At 36.3% G+C, this 20,735-nt stretch carries 16 protein-coding genes and 1 pseudogene; 7 read left to right on the top strand and 10 right to left on the bottom strand.

All coding sequences use genetic code 11. From position 1 onward, the window contains the following. Positions 1-2 precede the first annotated feature (2 nt). From P164_RS11455 to P164_RS11435, 5 genes are all read right to left on the bottom strand, one after another. A complete protein-coding gene (locus P164_RS11455; RefSeq protein ID WP_028376517.1) occupies positions 3-4,577 on the bottom strand; it encodes a gliding motility-associated C-terminal domain-containing protein in 4,575 nt (1,524 codons plus the stop codon). Between the two features lie 59 nt (positions 4,578-4,636). After that, on the bottom strand, positions 4,637-6,040 hold the full coding sequence (locus P164_RS11450) for a mannosyltransferase (RefSeq protein ID WP_028376516.1): 1,404 nt from the start codon (positions 6,038-6,040) through the stop codon (positions 4,637-4,639). A 167-nt stretch (positions 6,041-6,207) separates the two neighbouring features. Beyond that, the gene (locus tag P164_RS11445; RefSeq protein WP_028376515.1) at positions 6,208-7,680 is read right to left on the bottom strand and encodes a cellulose synthase family protein; all 1,473 of its coding nucleotides are present in this window, start codon (positions 7,678-7,680) and stop codon (positions 6,208-6,210) included. Further along, the gene (locus tag P164_RS11440) at positions 7,680-8,372 is read right to left on the bottom strand and encodes a glycosyltransferase family 2 protein (protein ID WP_028376514.1); all 693 of its coding nucleotides are present in this window, start codon (positions 8,370-8,372) and stop codon (positions 7,680-7,682) included. The genes P164_RS11445 and P164_RS11440 overlap by 1 nt, the downstream gene beginning before the upstream one ends. After that, entirely contained in the window at positions 8,372-8,842 is a 471-nt protein-coding gene (locus P164_RS11435; RefSeq protein ID WP_035899780.1) for a toxin-antitoxin system YwqK family antitoxin, read from the bottom strand. The genes P164_RS11440 and P164_RS11435 overlap by 1 nt, the downstream gene beginning before the upstream one ends. A 152-nt stretch (positions 8,843-8,994) precedes the next feature. Here P164_RS11435 and P164_RS11430 point away from each other — a divergent pair, with 152 nt between their 5' ends. Together P164_RS11430 and P164_RS11425 are read left to right on the top strand one after the other, a co-directional pair. Beyond that, a complete protein-coding gene (locus P164_RS11430; RefSeq protein WP_028376512.1) occupies positions 8,995-9,876 on the top strand; it encodes a hypothetical protein in 882 nt (293 codons plus the stop codon). A 25-nt stretch (positions 9,877-9,901) separates the two neighbouring features. Then, positions 9,902-10,900 carry a fasciclin domain-containing protein gene (locus P164_RS11425; RefSeq protein WP_028376511.1) on the top strand — a complete coding sequence of 333 codons (999 nt, stop codon included), beginning with the start codon at positions 9,902-9,904 and terminating at the stop codon, positions 10,898-10,900. A gap of 356 nt (positions 10,901-11,256) precedes the next feature. Here the strand turns inward: P164_RS11425 and P164_RS11420 are convergent, their stop codons facing one another. From P164_RS11420 to P164_RS11410, 3 genes are read right to left on the bottom strand one after another with little or no spacing between them, the layout of a single operon-like run. Continuing rightward, the gene (locus tag P164_RS11420) at positions 11,257-11,469 is read right to left on the bottom strand and encodes a PLDc N-terminal domain-containing protein (RefSeq protein ID WP_028376510.1); all 213 of its coding nucleotides are present in this window, start codon (positions 11,467-11,469) and stop codon (positions 11,257-11,259) included. 46 nt (positions 11,470-11,515) lie between these two features. After that, the gene (locus P164_RS11415; protein WP_028376509.1) at positions 11,516-13,105 is read right to left on the bottom strand and encodes a 4Fe-4S binding protein; all 1,590 of its coding nucleotides are present in this window, start codon (positions 13,103-13,105) and stop codon (positions 11,516-11,518) included. Between the two features lie 38 nt (positions 13,106-13,143). After that, entirely contained in the window at positions 13,144-14,448 is a 1,305-nt protein-coding gene (locus P164_RS11410; protein ID WP_028376508.1) for an NAD(P)/FAD-dependent oxidoreductase, read from the bottom strand. 171 nt (positions 14,449-14,619) lie between these two features. Between P164_RS11410 and P164_RS11405 the strand changes: the two genes are divergently transcribed. The 3 genes from P164_RS11405 to P164_RS11395 all read left to right on the top strand — a co-directional run bounded on the left by P164_RS11405 (position 14,620) and on the right by P164_RS11395 (position 16,422). Then, positions 14,620-15,600, top strand: a complete 981-nt coding sequence (locus P164_RS11405; protein WP_234405857.1) for a glycoside hydrolase family 113 — start codon at positions 14,620-14,622, stop codon at positions 15,598-15,600. Between the two features lie 84 nt (positions 15,601-15,684). Further along, a complete protein-coding gene (locus P164_RS11400; protein ID WP_081817369.1) occupies positions 15,685-15,843 on the top strand; it encodes a YqaE/Pmp3 family membrane protein in 159 nt (52 codons plus the stop codon). Between the two features lie 57 nt (positions 15,844-15,900). Continuing rightward, positions 15,901-16,422: a VOC family protein gene (locus tag P164_RS11395; protein WP_081817368.1), complete on the top strand. Its 522-nt coding sequence runs from the start codon at positions 15,901-15,903 to the stop codon at positions 16,420-16,422. A 73-nt stretch (positions 16,423-16,495) separates the two neighbouring features. Here the strand turns inward: P164_RS11395 and P164_RS11390 are convergent, their stop codons facing one another. Next, complete coding sequence (locus P164_RS11390; RefSeq protein WP_028376505.1) at positions 16,496-17,200, bottom strand: TIGR04283 family arsenosugar biosynthesis glycosyltransferase; 705 nt, start codon at positions 17,198-17,200, stop codon at positions 16,496-16,498. Positions 17,201-17,325: 125 nt separating this feature from the next. After that, the gene (locus tag P164_RS11385; RefSeq protein WP_117434333.1) at positions 17,326-18,129 is read right to left on the bottom strand and encodes a DUF547 domain-containing protein; all 804 of its coding nucleotides are present in this window, start codon (positions 18,127-18,129) and stop codon (positions 17,326-17,328) included. A gap of 219 nt (positions 18,130-18,348) precedes the next feature. Between P164_RS11385 and der the strand changes: the two genes are divergently transcribed. Together der and P164_RS19190 are read left to right on the top strand one after the other, a co-directional pair. Continuing rightward, the gene (gene der / locus P164_RS11380; protein ID WP_028376503.1) at positions 18,349-19,653 is read left to right on the top strand and encodes a ribosome biogenesis GTPase Der; all 1,305 of its coding nucleotides are present in this window, start codon (positions 18,349-18,351) and stop codon (positions 19,651-19,653) included. A 119-nt stretch (positions 19,654-19,772) separates the two neighbouring features. Then, positions 19,773-20,102 (top strand): annotated as a pseudogene (locus P164_RS19190) (carboxypeptidase-like regulatory domain-containing protein); the annotation flags it as partial. Between the last annotated feature and the right edge of the window lie 633 nt (positions 20,103-20,735).

Here is a 20,735-nt window from a genome sequence, read left to right as displayed (position 1 = left end):
AATTAACGTTTTAAGACTATAAAGCCCTCAATGAGTTGAGGTTCTGTACCTCCCTTTAAATCTATTCTAAAAAAATAAGTGCCTTCAGGTAGCATATTTGCTCCCATATTCGTTTTACGGTTGGCAATACCTCTAAAGACATTATTGATATTGTCATAATTAATGGTCTCAAAAACAAGATCTCCCCAGCGATTAAATACCTGTACTAAATTCTCAGGATAATCTGTGATTTGTTCTATTTCCCAAAACTCATTAATGCCATCTCCATCTGGCGAAATGCCATAGCGTAACTTATGAGGTACGATTGAAGTGATGGTAGTAAATGATTCTTCGATACAACCTGTTGCATTTCCTGCGGAATTTACAGGTGTAATACGTACGAAAACCGTTGTGTTTTCAGGAAGGTCGTTTATTAGATTATAGGTGGTACCTGTAACTGAAACAGCATCTAAAATTTGAGATCCACCTGCTGTGGTACCTACAGAAAGCAGATAACTGGTTGCAGTTGGTGCAGTATTCCAGTTTAAATCGGTTTCTACAGCAACATCAGTTTCCCCATCAAGCGGACTCGTCAACGAAGTGCAGGAAGGCGGCTGTAAAACAGTTTCAGTAGTAAATGATTCTTCGATACAATCTGTTGCATTTCCTGCGGAATTTACAGGTATAATACGCACAAAAACCATAGTGTTTTCAGGAAGATTGTTCGCTATATTGTAAGTGATACCTGTAACTGAAACAGCATCTAAAATATCAGTTCCGCCGGTTGTTGTTCCTACAGAAAGCAAGTAACTAGTGGCAGTAGGTACAGCATTCCAGCTTAAATCGGTCTCTAAAGCAACATTAGTTGCACCATTAAGCGGACTCGTCAACGAAGTGCAAGAAGGCGGCTGTAAAAGAGTTTCAGTCGTGAATGATTCTTCAATACAACCCGTTGCTCTACCTGCGGCATTCACAGGTACGATAGTCACAAAGATCTGCGTATTTTCGGGCAGATTATTTGGAAAATCATAAGTAGTTGTAGTTACTGAAAATTCATTTAGAATATCAGTTGCTCCAGCTGTGGTGCCTACATAAAGCAGATAACTGGTTGCAGTTGGCGCAGCATTCCAGCTTAAATCGGTCTCTACAGCAACACCAGTTGCACCATTAAGCGGACTCGTCAACGAAGTGCAAGAAGGCGGCTGTAAAACAGTTTCAGTAGTAAATGATTCTTCGATACAACCTGTCGCATTACCTGCAGCATTCACAGGTATAATACGCACAAAAACAATTGTGTTTTCAGGAAGATTGTTCGCTATATTGTAAGTGATACCTGTAACTGACACAGCATCTAAAATATCAGTTCCGCCGGTTGTTGTTCCTACAGAAAGCAAGTAACTAGTCGCAGTTGGTACAGCATTCCAGCTTAAATCGGTTTCTACAGCAACATCAGTTTCCCCATCAAGCGGACTTATCAGGGAAGTGCAGGAAGGCGGCTGTAAAACAGTTTGAGTCGTGAATGATTCTTCGCTACATCCTGTTGCACTACCTGCGGCATTCACAGGTACGATAGTCACAAAGATCTGTGTATTTTCGGGCAGATTATTTGGTAAGTCATATGTTGTTGTAGTTACTGAAAATTCGTTTAAAATATCAGTTGCTCCAGCTGTTGTACCTACAGAAAGCAAATAACTAGTGGCAGTAGGTACAGCATTCCAGCTTAAATCGGTCTCTACAGCAACATCAGTTGCACCATTAAGTGGACTCGTCAACGAAGTGCAGGAAGGCGGCTGTAAAACAGTTTCAGTAGTAAATGATTCTTCGATACAACCTGTTGCATTTCCTGCGGAATTTACAGGTACGATAGTCACAAAGATCTGTGTATTTTCGGGCAGATTATTTGGTAAATCATAAGTTGTTGTAGTTACTGAAAATTCGTTTAAAATATCAGTTGCTCCAGCTGTGGTGCCTACAGAAAGCAGATAACTGGTTGCAGTTGGTGCAGCATTCCAGCTTAAATCGGTCTCTACAGCGACGTCAGTCGCACCATTAAGTGGACTCGTCAAGGAAGTGCAGGAAGGCGGCTGTAAAGTTGCTGCACGTTCGGTTCTAAACTGTTCAGAATTACAACCTAGATTTTCACCATCTGCATTGTACGGATTTATAGTAATAAAAATCGAAGTGTCATTCGCAAAGTTTGTTGCAGGGTTAAAAGTTGTTGAGTTTCCTACATCAGTTTTTGGAAGTATATCCCCACCACCGGGAAACGTACCTATTGTGAGAAAATAACCGGTTGCGTTAGTAATGGGTGTCCAGCTAAGATTGGTGTCAACTGCCACATCAGCACTATTATCTGACGGAGCGATGAGGTTAGTACAAGTAGGAATATCAAGTTGGGTGGTGTTTGTAGTAAAGGAGCGTATAGTGCACGTATTAGTTATCGGGCCGCTGGCATAAACCGGAGTAACTTTTACAAAAAACTCTGTATTAGCAGGCAAATTGTTTACAAACTGATAAAAATTTGCGTCAACAACTTCAATATCATTTAGAATCTGACCGCCACCACTAGTTGTTCCCACATTTAAAATATAACTGCACGCAGCAAGTCTATCTTGCCAGGTTATTGTGGGGTTTCGGGTAACATTCACAGCACCATCAGCAGGATTTAATAATGCCGAACATTGCTCTGTGTAATTTAAAGTAAGTGTAATGTCATTACGCACTAGAAGCAAATTTTTACCGTTAGTACCCGGCGGATTCGAATTTTCAAAGGGAACCAGATCGCTTGTGATTTCAGAATAATAAACCCCGGCATCACAGGAGTTGATATTTTCTAAAACCAGATTAGGGCTGTCTGGTGCATCAGGAAGTTCAATCCCATCTTTAAACCACTTATAATGGTTTTGAGAACCTCTTACGGTTGTAGTGAGTGTAAGGTTATCACCCGGATTTGGGGTATAATTTTCAATGGGGTTCACTTTTGCCTGTGGGGCATACTCATAGTTTTGAATAACAACATCTGGCGAAGGTCCTATAGATTGAGTTGTTGTTAAATCAACGAGGCCAAAATGCTGATCTTCAAAATCGCCAAAATGGAATTCATTATCATTAATATACAGTTGAAACCGTCTTGTTTGAACGGCGGGATCATACAAGCCGTAAAAATCTGGAATTGGCCCGGAAAGTAAGTTGTTATTAGCTATTAGCGAACCATTTAATCTACCTGTATTTGCAACAATTGTAGCAAACTGATTTAGAATATCGTTACCTGGAAAAAGATTGTGTGAAATATTAAGACGAGAAAGTTTAATATTCTGGGTTATGTCTAAACGTTCGATTTGATTATAGGAAACATCTAAAGAAGATAGTTCAGTATTTTGAGTAAGGTCAATACCAGAACCTACAAAAAGATTTTTTGAAATATTAAGACTATTAAGTTCAGTGTTGAGTTTAACGTCTAAATTGGGAATCTTGTTTTGAGATATGTTTAAGTATTTGAGATATAAATTTTTTGTCAAATCTATATCTGTAAGTAAGTTGTCGTAACCATCAAAAGTGGTTATAACCGGATTATTTGTTATATCTATATCAGTAAATAAGTTATTGTACAATCGTAGGGTACGTAATTTAGAATTTTGAGAAATATCTAATTCAGACATTAAGTCTCCGGTAAAATTGAGATCTGTAAGTTCTAAATTATCTCTAAGATTAACCCTAAGTGGTACATTACCATTATTAGATCTAATATCAAGATCTGTAAGTTGGGGAACAATAGAAAAGTCTAATAAGGAGGTAAATTTGTGTCCCCAAATAGTTATGTAGTTTAGCGTATTTGTTTCGGGTAAAATAAGATCTTCAATATCGCAAGAAAATATTCCTAAACGTTCTAGACCTATTTGAGAAGAGGCATCTACTTGCGGAAAATTGATACTGCTTAACTCAAGTTTTTTAAGTGCTGTAGGATTTGTAGGGTAAATAATTTTAGTATCAACTCTACTCCCTATAATTCTAAAATCTACATCACCTTCTAATTTTGATAAATCAAATACAGGAACACTTAACTGAGCGACATCAATGTCAACCAGAGTAGGTGTTATGGGGAAAGTTAATGAAGTTATACTTGCAAAAACTGAAATATTTACTCGTTCTAAAAATAAATTATTAGATAAATCTAGTGTAGTAATCGTAGGAATTGGGGTTCTAATACTAGCTGTTATATTTAAAATTTTAAGATTAGGATTATTTGAAAAATCTAAGTTTGTTATAAGTTGATTATTTGAGAATCTAAACTCAGTTAGCCGGGTAAGTGTATTTAAGGGAATTGTGGAGTATAAGTTTGAATTTGTGTTTATATTTTCAATATTCACAAATGCTTCTAATCCTGTAAAGTCTGTAATGTCATTACGGCCGGTGGTATAAGCAATTACGGCAGCGGCATCTGCATCAAGAATGTTGCCATTGAGTCCGTTAGTATCGTATCCCTGGGCAATGAGATCCTGTTCAAAATTTGAATCAGGTATTGCAGTAACCTGACAGTAAATATTTGGGACGACAAAATATGCGAATATTATTAGAGAAAAACGCGCAACAAAGTTCAAGAGCAAATGTTTAATAATTATATCGCATCAAAAATAGGCTATAGAGTTTTTCTAAGTTGTTAATAATTAATGTCTTTAAGCTTTTTTAGAGAAAATTCGTATAACACAAAGCTTATTAACAAAACGTATTCTAATGCAATAAGCCATAGATTTTCTGACACAGAATCTATATGATATGCCGAATAGCTTAGCATTACAACACCACTCCAGACGATAGCGTATTTGTATTTTGTAAAAACAGAAATCAATAAAGGTGTTGCTATATACCACGGATGTATAGTGGTAGATAGTAAAAAGTAAATGCTAATCCCAAAAAGTAGGGCTGGCAATAGCCGTATCGTTGTGTTGTTTTTTCTAATAAAAGTAAGCAGCAGCAAACCAGCTATCACATACTTAGGGAGTTCTTGTCCCGCTGTTGCTATAATATTAAATCCTTTTGTCTGAAAGCCTATATATCGTATGATGTAATACACGCTTGCATTGAACTCAAATTTCTCAAACCAAAGTGCGATGGTACTTGTAAAGTGATTGATTAAATCTGGAGTGATAAAAGGAACAAAAGAACCTACAAAAACAAGAATAGCAAGTGCATAAAATGCTGAAAGTCTACTTATTGACGGAAACGGTTTTCTAATAAGATGATTCAGATTTGCGGGTATTTGAGCCAAGCCGGGTGTTTGACTTATGACTAGCTGGTAAAATAACGGAAGCAGTAGTAAAGGAACCAACTTTACGGAGATTGAAAGCCCCAAAACCACAGCAGACCACACCCATTTTTCACGATGTAATAGGTATAGAGCTGCTAAAAGAAAGAAAAGCATGACGCCTTCAAAATGAAGGTTTCCGGTGAGTTCAATAACAATAAACGGATTTAAGAAATACCAAAAAATCTGATGTTGTGGGAGGTTTAAACTTTCTAAAAGTTTACGACCTATAAGGAGAATTCCTAAATCTGCAGTTAAAATACATAGTCTTAAAACTACTACTCCTCCAAAAATAGAATTTCCGCTTAGTAATCCTGAAAGCCAAAAAAAGAATTGATTTACCGGTGGGTAGTTTGAATAGTGCCGGGCACTTAGACTTCCCATTCCTTTTAGGAGTTCGTTGGCCTGTTCAATAGGGAATGTTCCGGACTGCATCCATTGATCTGGTGTAAAGAGATAAGGGTTTAAGCCCTGAGCAGTTAATCTACCATCCCATAAAAATCTAAAATAATCCTGAGATAAATTAGGCAAGGCAACTATAAAAATAAGCCGTACCAGTATCCCGAGTAGAAGAAGTGTTTTAAAATTAAATTTTAAGAACTGAATAAGTTTAAAACTTAAAAAGAAGAGAGCTGCGTAAAGACTTATAAGTTTTGTAAAATTATGGCGCTCAAGATCGTAAGCAAATGTCCAGTACAGTGCTAATAGACTAAGCATTATCAAAACCGAAATCTTATAATCTTTGAGGATTTGAAGCATAATTAGTTTAAAATCAAAACTTAAACTTAAGATTATTACCTGAGGCGCGCTTTTATTTTTTTTTGCACTAGCGATTGAAGCGGCATCCTTTGTGACTCTTTAGGTCGCAAAGATATAGCGGAAAGCGCGATGATGCCGTAGTTTTTACAAGGCAGCAAGTGCCCTAACTAAATTCTAGAAAAAATAGATTTAAATGCTACAAAGCCAAAACCGCAAAACAACATAATGTGAAAGGTAATAAGCCCATAATCTCCCATGTAGAATGCGCTGGCGATTGCAAAGCCGAAGTATAGAAATAATAGACTCTCTAAAACAGTATTTACCGAAAAGCTTTTCTTTAGGTAGATGTTGGATTTCCAGCTGTCGCTAAGTGCGTTAATATTAAATTTTGGAGTGCGTATAAATTCTGATTTTTTACCAAAATGACCTTCTAAAACTGCCAGTGAATTGTGAACACTAAAACCCATGGCTATAGAAAAAAACGCAATAAACATCGCGATATACTTAATGAAATTCTTGAATCCGCCGCCGTGTATGCGTTTGTAAGTAACCCAATAGCAGATGAAAAAAATTATGGTGCTTACCGCAAAAAATGCAGTGATTCTAAAAATAGAACTAAATGCGGGATTACTATTTTTAATATATAAAACAGGAACACTTAAAATAGCAACAAGTAATACGAGTAAAAACATACTACTGTTTAATAAGTGAAAGAAGCTATGAAATTTGGTTTTGAAAGATACTGTAGGGTCTTTTAATAAGCGGCCATAGAGCTTTTGAAAGTTTTCTGCTGCTCCTTTATTCCAGCGGAATTGTTGCGACCTGGCTGCGCTAATCGCGATAGGAAGTTCTGCAGGAGTTTCTACTTCTTCTAGATATTTAAAATCCCATTTATTAAGCTGGGCACGGTAGCTTAGATCAAGATCTTCGGTTAGCGTATCGCCCTGCCAGTTGCCGGCATCAAGTATGCATTCTTTACGCCAAATACCTGCTGTACCGTTAAAATTTATAAAGTGATGCCCAAAATTTCTACCTACTTGCTCTAAAACAAAGTGAAAATCGAGTGCAAAGGCCTGTATTTTTGTAAGTATTGAATAGTCGCGATTTAGATGGGCCCAGCGGGTTTGTACTACACCTATTTTTGAATCTTTAAAATAAGGAACCGTTTTTTGTAACCAGTCTGGGTTAGGTACAAAATCTGAATCAAAAATTGCAATATATTCACCTTTAGCAATAGCTAAACCTTCTTTTAAAGCACCCGCTTTAAAACCTGTACGGTTAGTACGGGTAATGTGATGTATAGGTAAACCCCTTGCTTTTAAATCATCAATTAAAATTCGGGTTGCAGCAAGGCTTTCATCGGTAGAGTCATCGAGAACCTGTATTTCTAGCTTGTCTTTAGGATAATCAATTTTTGCGATATTCACCAGTAGCCGCTCTACAACATACAGTTCGTTATAAAGTGGTAATTGTATGGTGACAAATGGGGTTTCTTCGGGATTAGATAAGTCGTAAACTGGAGAATTATCTATTTTTTTCTTCGCTTTAAAGTAATTGAATAGCAGATTTAATTGAGCTAAACTGTAAAGAAAAATCACAGTTAGAGATAGTGTATAAAGTATGATTATAATTGTCTGCATTACTTGAAACTGTACTTAAAAATCCAACCGAGAATTTTAATTCCCGCAAATATAGCACCTTTGACGGTACCTGAAACTTTTGAAACGCCGATACGATTTCGGTACTTCATAGGTACTTCTGTGTACGTGAGTTGTTGTCTTAGCGCTTTTAACTGCATCTCTACAGTCCATCCGTACGTTTTATCCTGCATATTTAGGGCTAATAGTTTCTCATATTTAATCGCTCTAAAAGGGCCAAGATCTGTAAATCGTGATCCAAAAAACCACCGCATTAAGGTTGTAGCCAATTTATTTCCAAAACGCTGCGGAAACGTCATACTTCCCGGTTCGCGTAATGATTTAACCCGTGCACCTATCACAAAGTCTATATTGTCTTCTAGTATAGGTTTAACCAGCTGTGTTAGTTGTTGTGGATAATCGCTGTAATCGCCATCTAGAAATACCACTATGTCTGGTTTTTCTTCTTGTGAAGCGATGTAGCTCATCCCTTTTAAACAGGCATTGCCATACCCTGGTGAAGGTTCTGTAAGTGAGGTGGCTCCGGCTTCTACAGACCTTGCTGCTGTAGCGTCTGAAGAATTGTTGTTCACAACTATAATCTCGTCTACAAGTTGAGGAATATCCCTAACAACAAGGCCTATTGAATGCTCTTCGTTATACGCAGGGATGATCACCTTAATAATTTGATACATTAAAAACGGGCGTTAGGATTATCTTTTTTGAAGGTGGCGACACTCGTCCATGCACCGGTTAGTACATTATTCTCATAATGTTGCGCTTTAAAAAGGCGACCATTCTTATATAAAAGACTGTACCCTTCTTTAACGTCGTTTACAAATTTCACTTTTTCTACCACATCGTTTTCTTTTTGAACCACCCACCAGTCCACACGTTTTCCATTTTTATAATGACCTTGACTTTCTAGTTTATTATTTACGGTATAATAAAACCAGTACCCATCTTTTTTATTAGTCTCGTAAGATCCTTTTCCTTTCACATTTCCATTTTCAAAATAGTAATACCAGTAATCAGTTTTTTGTGAATTAAGCATCCATCCTTCAGATTTAAGATTACCATTTTCAAAATACTCTTTATAATATCTTTTTTCTGATTGATTACCAGTGATTAAAAATAAAATGAAAAAATATTTATAAAAAAACATGATTTTGATTTTAAGGGGCAGATGAATACAGTTGCTTAATTAAGTCCTGATGTATACGAGAAAACTGGTCTTTAGGTTTTTAACATAACATTAAGAAAACCATTCTCAAAACTTATGCGTATCTCTTCTTGTAAACTATAAAACAAAGAATCATGAATTTAAACTTACGCTTAATTACGGGAACGCTTTTGATGCTTCCTGTTCTAATGATAGCTCAAAGCCCGGTTAGCGGCTTTATGAAAGCTAAAGGTGAAGGTAGCTTAACACTATCTTTTTCTTCTGAAGAATACGACGAAGTATTTTTTATACCTCAAAAGGTTAAAGGTGTACCGGTATTTAATGAAGTACAAACAACAAGTTATTCAATTTACGGTGAATATGGGATTTCAGACGATCTTGATGTAATTATTAACTTACCATACATTAGATCTGAAGGAGAAACAACTGCTGAGACTTTAGCTAACAATGGCCTTTCGAACGAGGTTAAAGGGTTTCAGGATTTAAGTGTATATGGTAAATATAGATTTACTTCTCTAAAGACTCCTAAAGGATCTATTGATTTAATCGCAGCAGCTGGTGTAGAACTTCCTGTGGGTGACTATAGTGCAGATCCGGGTTTTCAATCTATTATAGCTATAGGTAACCGTTCTACAGATATCACCGGTCTTGCAATTGCATCTTACAAAAATGATTCCGGCTTTTTTGCAACCGGTCAAATGGGATACAGCTTGCGTAGTAACGACGTTCCTAATGCTTTATTAAGCGAATTCAAATTAGGGTATGCACAGGAGTTATTTTATTTAGATGCTTATGTAGCAAACCAATTATCTGATAAAGATGGGGTAGATATTTTTGGCGAAGGCTTTACAGGTTTTTTTCCTGCAACTCGCGTTAACTATACCCGTTTAGGTTTTACTGCTTATGTGCCACTTTACAGAGGAATAGGTGTGTCTGGTGGGTATAGCACTTACTTAAATGGTCGTAACCTGGGAGACTCAGACGGTTATAACTGGGGACTTACTTACTCATTTTAATCATTAACTATTTACAAAAAATATCATGAAAAACTTATATAAATATACAGGTATTGCAATCGCACTTTTAAGCGTTGTACTTACCACATCTTGCGAAAGCGAATCTGCTTACGAAGATCAATTAACTTCTATAGCTGGTATTGCAGTTGCGAACCCGGCGTTTAGTACTCTAGAATCTGCAGCCATAAACGCTAATTTAGTTGGTGTTTTAAGTAACGCTAATCCCGGAGATCCTTCTGGAGACTATACCGTTTTTGCTCCTACAAATGACGCGTTTGCGCGTTTAGGATTGAATGAAGCAACATTAGGGGCTTTAACTACTCCTTTCTTAACAAATACACTTTTATATCACGTATCTAACGGAAATCTTTTAGGTGGTGCTATTCAAGGAGGTGGTACTTCAACATCTGCATTAACACTTACAAGAAGATTTGTACAGCGTGATGGAGATTTGTACATCAACGGATCTAAAATTCTAGCTACAGATGTACGTGCTCAAAATGGAACTGTACATGTTATTGATAAAGTAATGATTGCAACTGGTGGTAATGTAGTAGAATCTGCTGTCGCTTTACAAAGCGCTCAAGTTTTTAAAACACCTGAGTTAAGTTATTTAGTTGAGGCTGTATTGTACGCAGAACTTGCTACAGCTTTGAGTAATCCTGATGCTAACTTCACTGTTTTTGCACCTAACGATCAAGCATTTATAAATTTAGGTGCTGCTTTAGGCTTAACTTTTACACAGCCTTCAGATGTTAGACAATTAGATAAAGATTTAGTAACTGCTGTTTTATTAAACCATGTGTTTGCTGATGTTTCTGCAGATAAGTTTACTTCAGAATTAAGTGCAGGTTCTTACGATGCTTTAGGTTCTGATACTATTACACTAGGAGCATTTAATAACGGAACTCTTACTGTAAGTGGTTCTGGTAATGCAACTCCTGCAAATATGGTTATTCCAGATGTGCAAACTACTAACGGTATTGTACACGTAATTGATCAGGTTTTATTACCAGTTTTATAAAAATAGATTGTTTGTTTGTTGATTTTTAATAAAGGCGGAAATATCAATTTCCGCCTTTATTTTTTACTAAAATTCTAAAACTAGTTCGCTTAAACTATTATTTATTTACTAAAACTGAAAACCGAAAACATTGATTTATCGTAGATAAATTGAAGAGACTTTAAAGCAACTATTCTTATAGAATATAGCCAAAGGGTAACATATATACATACGAGAATGTAGCTATAGTTATCTAAAAAAATAAGAATATAAGGCCATCTTAATTGATGGTTTTAAGAAGGTAGTTTGTTTGTTAGATGATTTGTTAGTAAGGCAAGGGTGGAGATCCTTGCCTTTTTTTTGGTTCAATACATATCTTATAGAATACGTTGTTTTTTACCTAGTGTAAAATAAAGAATCGACCCCAAGAGGTTAAAGAATATCACAATTAATACCCACACAATTTTATTATTGCCTTTAAAATCGTTCTTAACGATATCCACTAATGCTACAATAGGCAGAATGACGCCCAGACCCATAAAAATAAGTATAAGTAAAATTTGCCAGGGACCTACCATTCCTAATAACATAACATATTTATTTAGTGAATTTTAAAAATACAAAATTGATTCTAATTTAGTTTTGATTAAGGTAATCCATCAAGTTAACATCGTTTCCTAATAATACCTCACGGCTGTTGATTCGATTATCTGTAGCAGCATTCTCTAATTTTAAAACCCCACGAGGGCAAACAGCAGAACAGATGCCACATCCCACACAACTTGCGCGTACAATATTTTCTCCTTTCTGAGCATAAGCACGTACATCAATACCCATCTCGCAATAGGTAGAACAGTTGCCACAAGAAATACATTGACCACCATTTGTGGTAATTCTAAATTTAGAAAAAAGACGTTGTTGCAATCCTAAAATAGCAGCCATAGGGCAACCAAAGCGACACCAAACCCGGTTCCCAAAAATAGGGTAGAAGCCGGTTCCTATTACTCCGCTAAAAATTGAACCTATTAAAAAGCCGTAAGAAGTACGTAATGTTTCCGCAGGAATAAAAAATAAGGTGTTCCCGGTACCATAATGAATGCCTATTAATGAAAGTACAATTACTAAATATCCTATAGCACCATAACGTGCATCTTGTTTTAATTCTTCTTTCTTAAATAGCCAAATGAGACCAAATAATGCTGTGAGAAATACAGCCACACCTATTAGAAATACATCTTTAGTAAGCCAATATTTATCGGGGTCGTAACCTAAATAGGTGGCAATTACTGCAGTTGTCATCACCACTACAAAAACCAGCACACTGTGTACTACCCAACGCTCTATTTTCCAAGCAGATTCGCTTTTATCACTTAATTGTCTAAACGAATCACCGGCAGTTTCGGCAAGTCCTCCACAACCACATACCCACGAGCAGTACCAGCGTTTCCCATATTTATAGGTTAGAATAGGGGTGATGATAAAAATTGAAGCGATACCAAATATTAATAAAGCCAGGCCTATATCACCTGCAGAGATAAAATCATCTATTCGGTATTGTTCAAAATTGTAATAGTTAAGTGGCCATATATTTTTTAAATCGTAGTAAGGCAGGCTAAATTCTTCAGAGTTTAAACGTGCCATAAACTCCGGAATTAAAAATGCAAATGCCGTTTGAAAAAACATTACGCTAAGTGTGCGCAAACGTTCATATTTATTGTGGCGGTATTTCCAGATAAATTTTATACCAAAAGCCAGTATTGCGATAGTATATAAAGTGCCATAAACAAACCATTGGCTCGCAGGGCCGCCATTCAGTAAATTGCTTAAAGGGTCAAAAAGGGCTATTAAACCCGTATTTGCACCGTCGGCACTAAGGCCTAACAAATCTGCTTTAAAATATAAGATAATATAAAAACCGGTAAGAGCGAGGCCGGCAATCCAGGCCAGAAGACCGCGACTGGATATAGATTTAAACCAAACCGCATCATTTTTTATGCCTTCCTGTTTGTCTGCATATGCACCGTAAGCGAAAAGAACTATACCTATAAAAAGCCCTCCTAAAGAAAGGCTAAGCCAAAGAGCTTTATTAGGAAGATTTACATTAAATAAAGCCAGAAGTAAAATTAAAAGTCCGGCTACTCCTAGTGCAGTCCCTAACTTTTGAATGGTATTTATAGAAACCGGGGGTTGCCCGGTAAGTGACATGTCGCGTTGTACGGTACTCATATTTTATAGGTATTGGTAGGGTAGTTTTTAATGATAAGCTACACTTCAGCTTTAGAGCTCAAAGTATAGGTTTCTTTAATTGTCTTCTCGTGTTTTTTGTAAAACTCAGGATCAAAGTTTGCTAACTGCAGGTTTTCAATTACATAATCTATACTGCGTTGTTCATTCAACCAGCGGTCAAAAACCTCGTGTTTCATTCGAATTCCAAAGGAGTTAATACCTAAGAATTCTTTGTTTTCTTTATGGTATGCTATAGTAATGCATATTTTGTCATTGTCGTGTTTCCAATGAAAATGCTTCTCGTATTCTTTTTTATTTTTAGTACTAAAAACCCAACCATAGGTCTGGTATTCAATATCAAAAAATTTGGCGCTGTTAAACCAGTTTCCGGGTTTGTATTCAAAGGGTGTTCCGCAGATAGTTTGAGCAACAGTCTCACCCATCATTCTGCCGGTATACCATACCGCCTCAATAGGTTTGCGTAAGCCTATGGCTTCCCGTTGCTGGGCGCAATCACCTATGGCATATACATTTTTAATATTTGTTTCTAAGAAACGGTTTACCAGAATACCTTTGTCTGTTTCTATACCAGATTCGCTAAGAAAATCGATTTTAGGTTTAACTCCGGTAGTTATACCTACCAGATTGCACGGTAGTTCTTCGCCCTTTTTTGTTAGTATGGCACGTACATTCCCCTTGCCATCATCAAGTATTTTATCGAGTTCTTCTTCGTGTCTTAGGTTTATTCCGTGAGAGATTATGTGTCTTGAAATCATATTAGCTTCCCCATCTGGTAAAACTCCAGACCAGAATGCGTGTTCGCGAACTAAGATCGTAACATCAATTTTGCGAGTATGTAGCATTTCTGCCATTTCTACTCCTATAAGACCACCACCTACAATTACGGCTTTAGGACAAATTTGATTATTTGGGGCTGTTTTTTCGAGCTGCTCGAGATCCTGCTTTGAAACAAGCCCTTGCACACCGTTAAGATCCTGACCTTCCCAGCCATATTTAGCAGGGATAGAACCTGTGGCTAAAATGAGTTTGTCGTAGGTTAATTTTTCGCCACCGGCTAAAATTAAGGTTTGATTAGTGTCATCAACTTTTTCAACATAGGCGTTTTTCAAATGGATACGATTTTTAACCCAAAATTTATCTTCATAGGGTTTTAAATCTTTAAAGCGCATATGCCCCATATAGACATACATAAGAGCAGTACGTGAAAAAAAATGATCACTTTCTGCAGAGATAATTGTTATTTTTTTATCAGAATTTTTTCGCAGATGTCTGGCAGCTGTAACCCCGGCAATGCCATTACCTACAATAACTATATCCTCCATAAACAGCGGTATATCGAATGTGGTTGTATTTAAAGATAAGACATTGCTCGCTTTAAACAGCGGGCAATACAGCTATTTTAAAGATGCATTTTAAAATAGAACTTGTCTAAATTTCAAGTATTTTTGATATCTATGAAAAAGTCGTTTTCCTTAATTATAACTAACATTATTTTGTTTGTATTAATAGGTTGTTCTGCTACGCCGGTTATTCAGGATAAGATTAATGGAGTAAGTTTTGTGTCGTCTAGAGATACTTTAGTTCAATCTCATATTGAACCCGTCTTAAAGATTAAAGCAAGTCATGCGGCTATCATGCCATTTGCTTTTGTAAGAGATCAAAACAATCCCGAACTTATATTTAATACTGAAAGGCAATGGTATGGTGAGCGTTATCAGGGAGCCAGACAATATATAGAAGCACTTCATGCTAATAAAATTAAGGTCATGCTTAAGCCGCATATCTGGATTTGGAAAGGTGTTTTTACGGGCGATATGCAAATGAATGCTGAGGAAGAATGGGGTATTTTTGAGCAGAGTTATGAAACCTATATTTTATTATATGCGGCACTTGCCGAAGAGACAAATGTTGAGATTTTTTGTATAGGTACAGAGTTGTATAATTTTACAAATGCGCGTAAAGCGTTTTGGGAACAGCTCATTAAAAAAGTACGCGGAGTTTATACCGGTAAAATTACCTATGCCGAAAATTGGGATAAGGTTGATAAAGTTACATTCTGGAGTCAACTCGATTATATAGGGGCAGATGCTTATTTTCCGGTTTCAGAGTTAGAAACACCGGCAATTAGTGACGCTAAAGTAGGTTGGAAGAATCATAAGCAATTACTTCTAACGCTTTCTAAAAAGCATAATAAACCCATTTTGTTTACAGAATTTGGTTACCGAAGTGCAGATTATGCGGGAAAAGAGCCGTGGGCGAGTGATCGCCACGAAGGAAAAATGAATGCCGAAGCACAATCAAATCTATACGAAGCTGTATTTGAAGAATTTTGGGATGAACCCTGGTTTGCCGGTGGCTTTGTCTGGAAATGGTTTCACAATCACGAGCGGGCTGTACTCGAAGAAAATAACCGATTTACACCTCAGGGAAAACCAGCAGCAGAAGTGCTTAAAAAATGGTACTCTAGAATGTAAAACTCTTGCCAATTAAGATTTGTTTAAGTGGGTTAAAAATGTATTCTTAATACCTTGTTTGCCTAATCAATAAAACAAACCACAATGTCAATACTTACTATTTTAATTACCATTATACTTCCACCACTGGCTGTAGCTATGAATAAGGGTATAGGAAAAGATTTTATCATTAATGTCATCCTAACTTTATTAGGCTGGTTGCCTGGTGTCATTCACGCATTTTACGTGAACAGCAGAGGATAATTGTTGATATAATTTAATTGAAGGTTTTTATAAGTACATTTATAAAAACCTTTTTTTATGAAATATAAGTTCTATTTAATATCCATACTTTTTTTATTAAATCATATGAGTTACGCACAAGAATCAAATTTTAAAGCAAATGCGCTAACAGCTGCAGTAATATCTAGCAACAGTGAGAAATCACTTCATTTTTATAAAGATATTTTAGGTTTACAAGATGCCGGAGTGATTGAAATTGACAGTGCGTTTGCAAAACGATTAGGTCTTTCAGATAACATTCCTTTTCACGTAGATGTTCTAAAATTTTCTGATTCTCCTGAATCGCCAAATTTGAAAATCGTGTCTTTTAATACAGAAAGTAAAGCAGAACCTGTAAATACCTTTATTGAAAAGCAATTGGGACTTCAGTATTTAACCTTGAATGTACATTCCTTAAATGCTATAATGGAAGCTATAAACAATGAAGGGATTAAAACTGAAGGGGAAACACCGATTAAATTAGCAGAAGACCGATATCTATTATTAGTAAAAGATCCTGACGGTGTTTTTATAGAATTGATAGGAGACTACGAGGAGTAAACTAAAAAATTAAAGAATCAAAAAACCCCGTAAATTTTATTTATAGGGTTTTTTATGTTTAAATAAGTCAGGTTTATTTCTTTAATTTCTTGCGATAGTATGCGTGAAGTTCTTCAGCATTAGCGCCCAACCATTTTTTTATATAAATGATTAGAAAGTGGTATTGAACAAACCATACGCCGTATTTTTCATAAAGACGCGCAGATGAAACCAGCGGTTCTTGAATAACTACAAATTTATCTCGGGCGTATAACTCGTTTATTAAAATATTGTCTTCATAAATAATGTAGCTTTCATCAAAACCTCCTATTTCTTGAAAAAGACGACGCGTAATAAACTGACTTTGATCGCCGCCTCTACATGCGCGCCATCTAAATTTTGTAAAATAACTTGCCAGTTTTAACCACCAGTGATTGCTGTTAAATTCCATTTTAAAACAGCCGGCAGGGTTTCCTTTAGCTACTTCTTCTAAAATATAGTGGTCATAATTTTTAGGCGGAAAAGAATCTGCATGTAAGAAGTATAAAATATTACCGGTCGCTTGTTGTGCACCCGCATTCATTTGCTTAGCACGCCCGCGACTAGAATTTATTATTTTAGTTTTTACATCCCCAGCATTTTTAAATTCCTCAGCCACCTTAAGTGTATCATCACAGCTTCCTCCATCTACAATTAAAACCTCTAAATTTTGAGGTTTAGCAGCGTAAACCACCAGGTGATTTAATACTATAGGTAAATTATGAGATTCATTAAGAACCGGAATAACTATGCTTAACATAAAAATTTAGTCTGTAGAAAATTAGGAGAAGTAGTTAGTCTCAAAGCTACTATAAATGTGTACTTATATGAAATGAAAAATCCTACAATTTGCAGGATTTTTCGTTGCAGGGCATCATAAGCTTTTTACTGCTTGTTCAAATTCCAGTTATAATCTTTATACGTTACAGTCGTACCTGCATTGATTTTAGTGTTACTGTATTGATTTATATAATCAATAACTGTAGGAGTTTTTGAGGTGATAAAATCTTTCTTATACCAGTTAAATAAAGAAGAAACTTTTGCAGTTTTAGCAGAAATTTCATTCTTATCAGAATTAATAAATTCTTTAGTAACTTTATCTAATTGTTCATTAATTTTTCCGGCAGTATAAGCTTCATCTAAAAGTTTAGGGCAAGAAATAGAAGCGCAATTAATTGCAAAATGAATACGAGGGTCGTTCATTTTTCTAAGGATACCATTTTCAATTCCACCTAATGAAAGTTTGCGATCACCCACAGGTACAATTGCTTTTGTCCAGGCGCCATCAATATCTTTAATACTTTTAGTAGGGTAATTTTCAACGATAAGACTTACTGTATTGGCGTTGTATAAGTTTATATAATACGCTAACAATTCTTGTACAGACCAGTCATTTCCTGGATTGTAACCCGCTAATTTTTGAATATATGCGTCAAGTTTAGTTTTGTCTTTTTTAAATCCTTCATAGTTTACAAGACCGGCGGCGTTTACGTGTTTTTTAAGTAATGCATTCCAATCACTATGATCTACATTAACAGCAGAATTTGCTGTTGTTGAAGTCAAATCTGCAGGCACTTCTTTTGTAGGTTGGCCGGCGCTGCTTAGCCCGGCTGCAGAAAGTAAATTGCAGCTTTGTAAGCTAAAAGCTACTATAAGGCATATTATTAATCGTTTCATAAGTAAATACATATCTGTGTTATTTGGTAATACATACGCAAGGTAACAGCATGTAGATTTTAGAAGTTGCATATTAACATCATTATTAACACTATTTAGGTCAACTTTAATTGTAAACGCGCTTGTTCTTAGGTATTTCATTGATTTAATGATTTTTACGTAATATTCTTTGCAGTATTACAGATGTATTTAATTGTCGTAATTTTGCAGCGCTAAAAGCACTAAGACAGCATTATGAGTATTGTAGCTATTGTAGGGAGACCTAATGTGGGGAAGTCCACTTTTTTTAATCGATTAATTCAACGTCGTGAGGCAATTGTTGACGCCGTAAGCGGTGTAACCCGAGATCGCCACTATGGTAAGACAGATTGGAACGGACGTGAGTTTTCTGTAATTGATACCGGGGGTTATGTAAAAGGGAGTGATGATGTATTTGAGGCAGAGATAGACAAGCAGGTAGAACTTGCAATTGATGAGGCAGATGCTATACTTTTTATTGTTGACGTTGAGGCAGGTGTTACCGGGATGGATGAAGACGTTGCAACGCTTTTAAGACGGGTGAATAAACCAGTGTTTCTTGTAGTGAATAAGGTAGATAATGCAATGCGTGAAGAAAACGCAGTAGAATTTTACAGTCTGGGTCTAGGCAATTATTTTACCATCGCCAGTATAAGTGGTAGTGGTACAGGAGATTTATTAGATGCTCTTGTAGAAGCGTTACCAGAAGAAGAGCCTGTTGAAGAAACAATTTTACCTCGATTTGCAGTTGTAGGAAGACCTAATGCAGGAAAATCTTCTTTTATTAATGCACTTATAGGAGAGAACAGATATATTGTTACAGATATTGCGGGTACAACTCGTGATTCTATAGATACGCGTTATAACCGTTTTGGGTTTGAATTTAATCTTGTAGATACAGCGGGAATACGTCGTAAGGCTAAAGTAAAAGAAGATCTTGAGTTTTACTCGGTGATGCGTTCTGTACGTGCCATAGAACATTGTGATGTATGTCTGGTTGTTTTAGATGCAACAAGAGGATTTGACGGGCAGGTTCAAAATATATTTTGGCTTGCAGAGCGCAATAGAAAAGGTATTGTGATTCTTGTTAACAAATGGGATTTAGTTGAAAAAGATCATAAATCTACCCGTGAGTTTGAGAAAGCTATTATGGAGCAAATGGAACCTTTTACCGATGTGCCTATTGTATTTATTTCTGCACTTACAAAACAACGTGTTTATAAAGCGATCGAGACGGCTGTACAGGTTTATGAGAACCGAAGCAAACGTATTAAAACCAGTGAGCTTAACGATACGATGCTCCCCTTAATTGAAGCATACCCTCCACCGGCTAATAAGGGTAAATACATCAAGATTAAATATTGTATGCAGTTGCCTACACCGCATCCGCAGTTTGCATTCTTTTGTAACTTACCTCAATATGTAAAAGAACCCTATAAACGATTTATAGAAAATAAGCTGCGTGAGCACTTCGATTTTAAAGGTGTTCCTATAGCGGTATATTTTCGTAAAAAATAAAATTACAGATTAGTAATATAGATTTAGAAGCCACTTTTTAATAAAAGTGGCTTTTTGTTTTAAACCTTCTCGCATTATATAAGTCCAACGATAAATGTAAATAGTACATATATTGACTTATGAAGCAAATACTACTTCTCACTTTCTGTTTTTTAACATTAACACTTCCTGCTCAAGATTTTTTAATAGATGGGAAAACAGTAGATGCTCAGGGTATTGCATTAGAATCTGCTACGGTATATCTAGAGAAAGTAAGTGATAGTAGTTTAGTTACCTATGCGATAACAGATAAAGATGGAGTCTTTAAACTGGAAGGGACTACAAAAGAAAAGCAGGTTAACCTTTTTATTTCTTACGCCGGCTTTAAACCGTACCGCAAGAAATTAACCATACAGCCTACTTTAAGTCTTGAGGTTTTAAAATTAGAAGTTCAGGATAACTTACTTGATGAGGTTCTCGTGGTTGCTAATCGTGCTCCTGTAACTATAAAAAAAGACACGCTAGAATTTAATGCAGCCTCTTTTGAGACCAGACCAGATGCTAATCTTGAAGAATTACTCAAAAAACTTCCGGGCGCCGAAGTAGATTCTGACGGAGCCATTACGATAAATGGAAAGCCGGTTTCGCGTATTCTCGTAAACGGAAAAGAATTTTTTGGAGATGATCCTAAAATTGCAACTAAAAACCTTCCGAAGGAAATCATTGAAAAATTACAGGTAGTAGATACAAAAACGAAGTCTGAAGAGTTTACCGGTAAGGCGGGTGATCCTGATAATAAGACTATTAATATAACCATCAAAGAAGATAAGAATAAGGGGTATTTTGCCAGAGCAACTGCGGGAGCAGGCACAAATGATCGCTATGAGATGAGTGGGATAGGTAATATTTTTAAAGATAATGAGCGTGTAACGGTTCTCGCAGGATCAAATAATATAAATAGCTCTGGGTTTGACTTTGATGATGTTTATGGGATGATGGGTCGCAGCGGCGCACGGGCAGTCGAAGCAGGAAATAGAAGCGGAGGTATTACAAAGTCTGAAACTGCAGGGATAAATTACAGTAACGAGTGGTCTGATAAATAC

The sequence above is a fragment of the Leeuwenhoekiella sp. MAR_2009_132 genome, from assembly GCF_000687915.1.
Lineage (GTDB): Bacteria > Bacteroidota > Bacteroidia > Flavobacteriales > Flavobacteriaceae > Leeuwenhoekiella.
The sequence above is the reverse complement of the archived record's forward strand: the minus strand, read 5'-3'. Positions and strand labels throughout refer to the sequence as shown.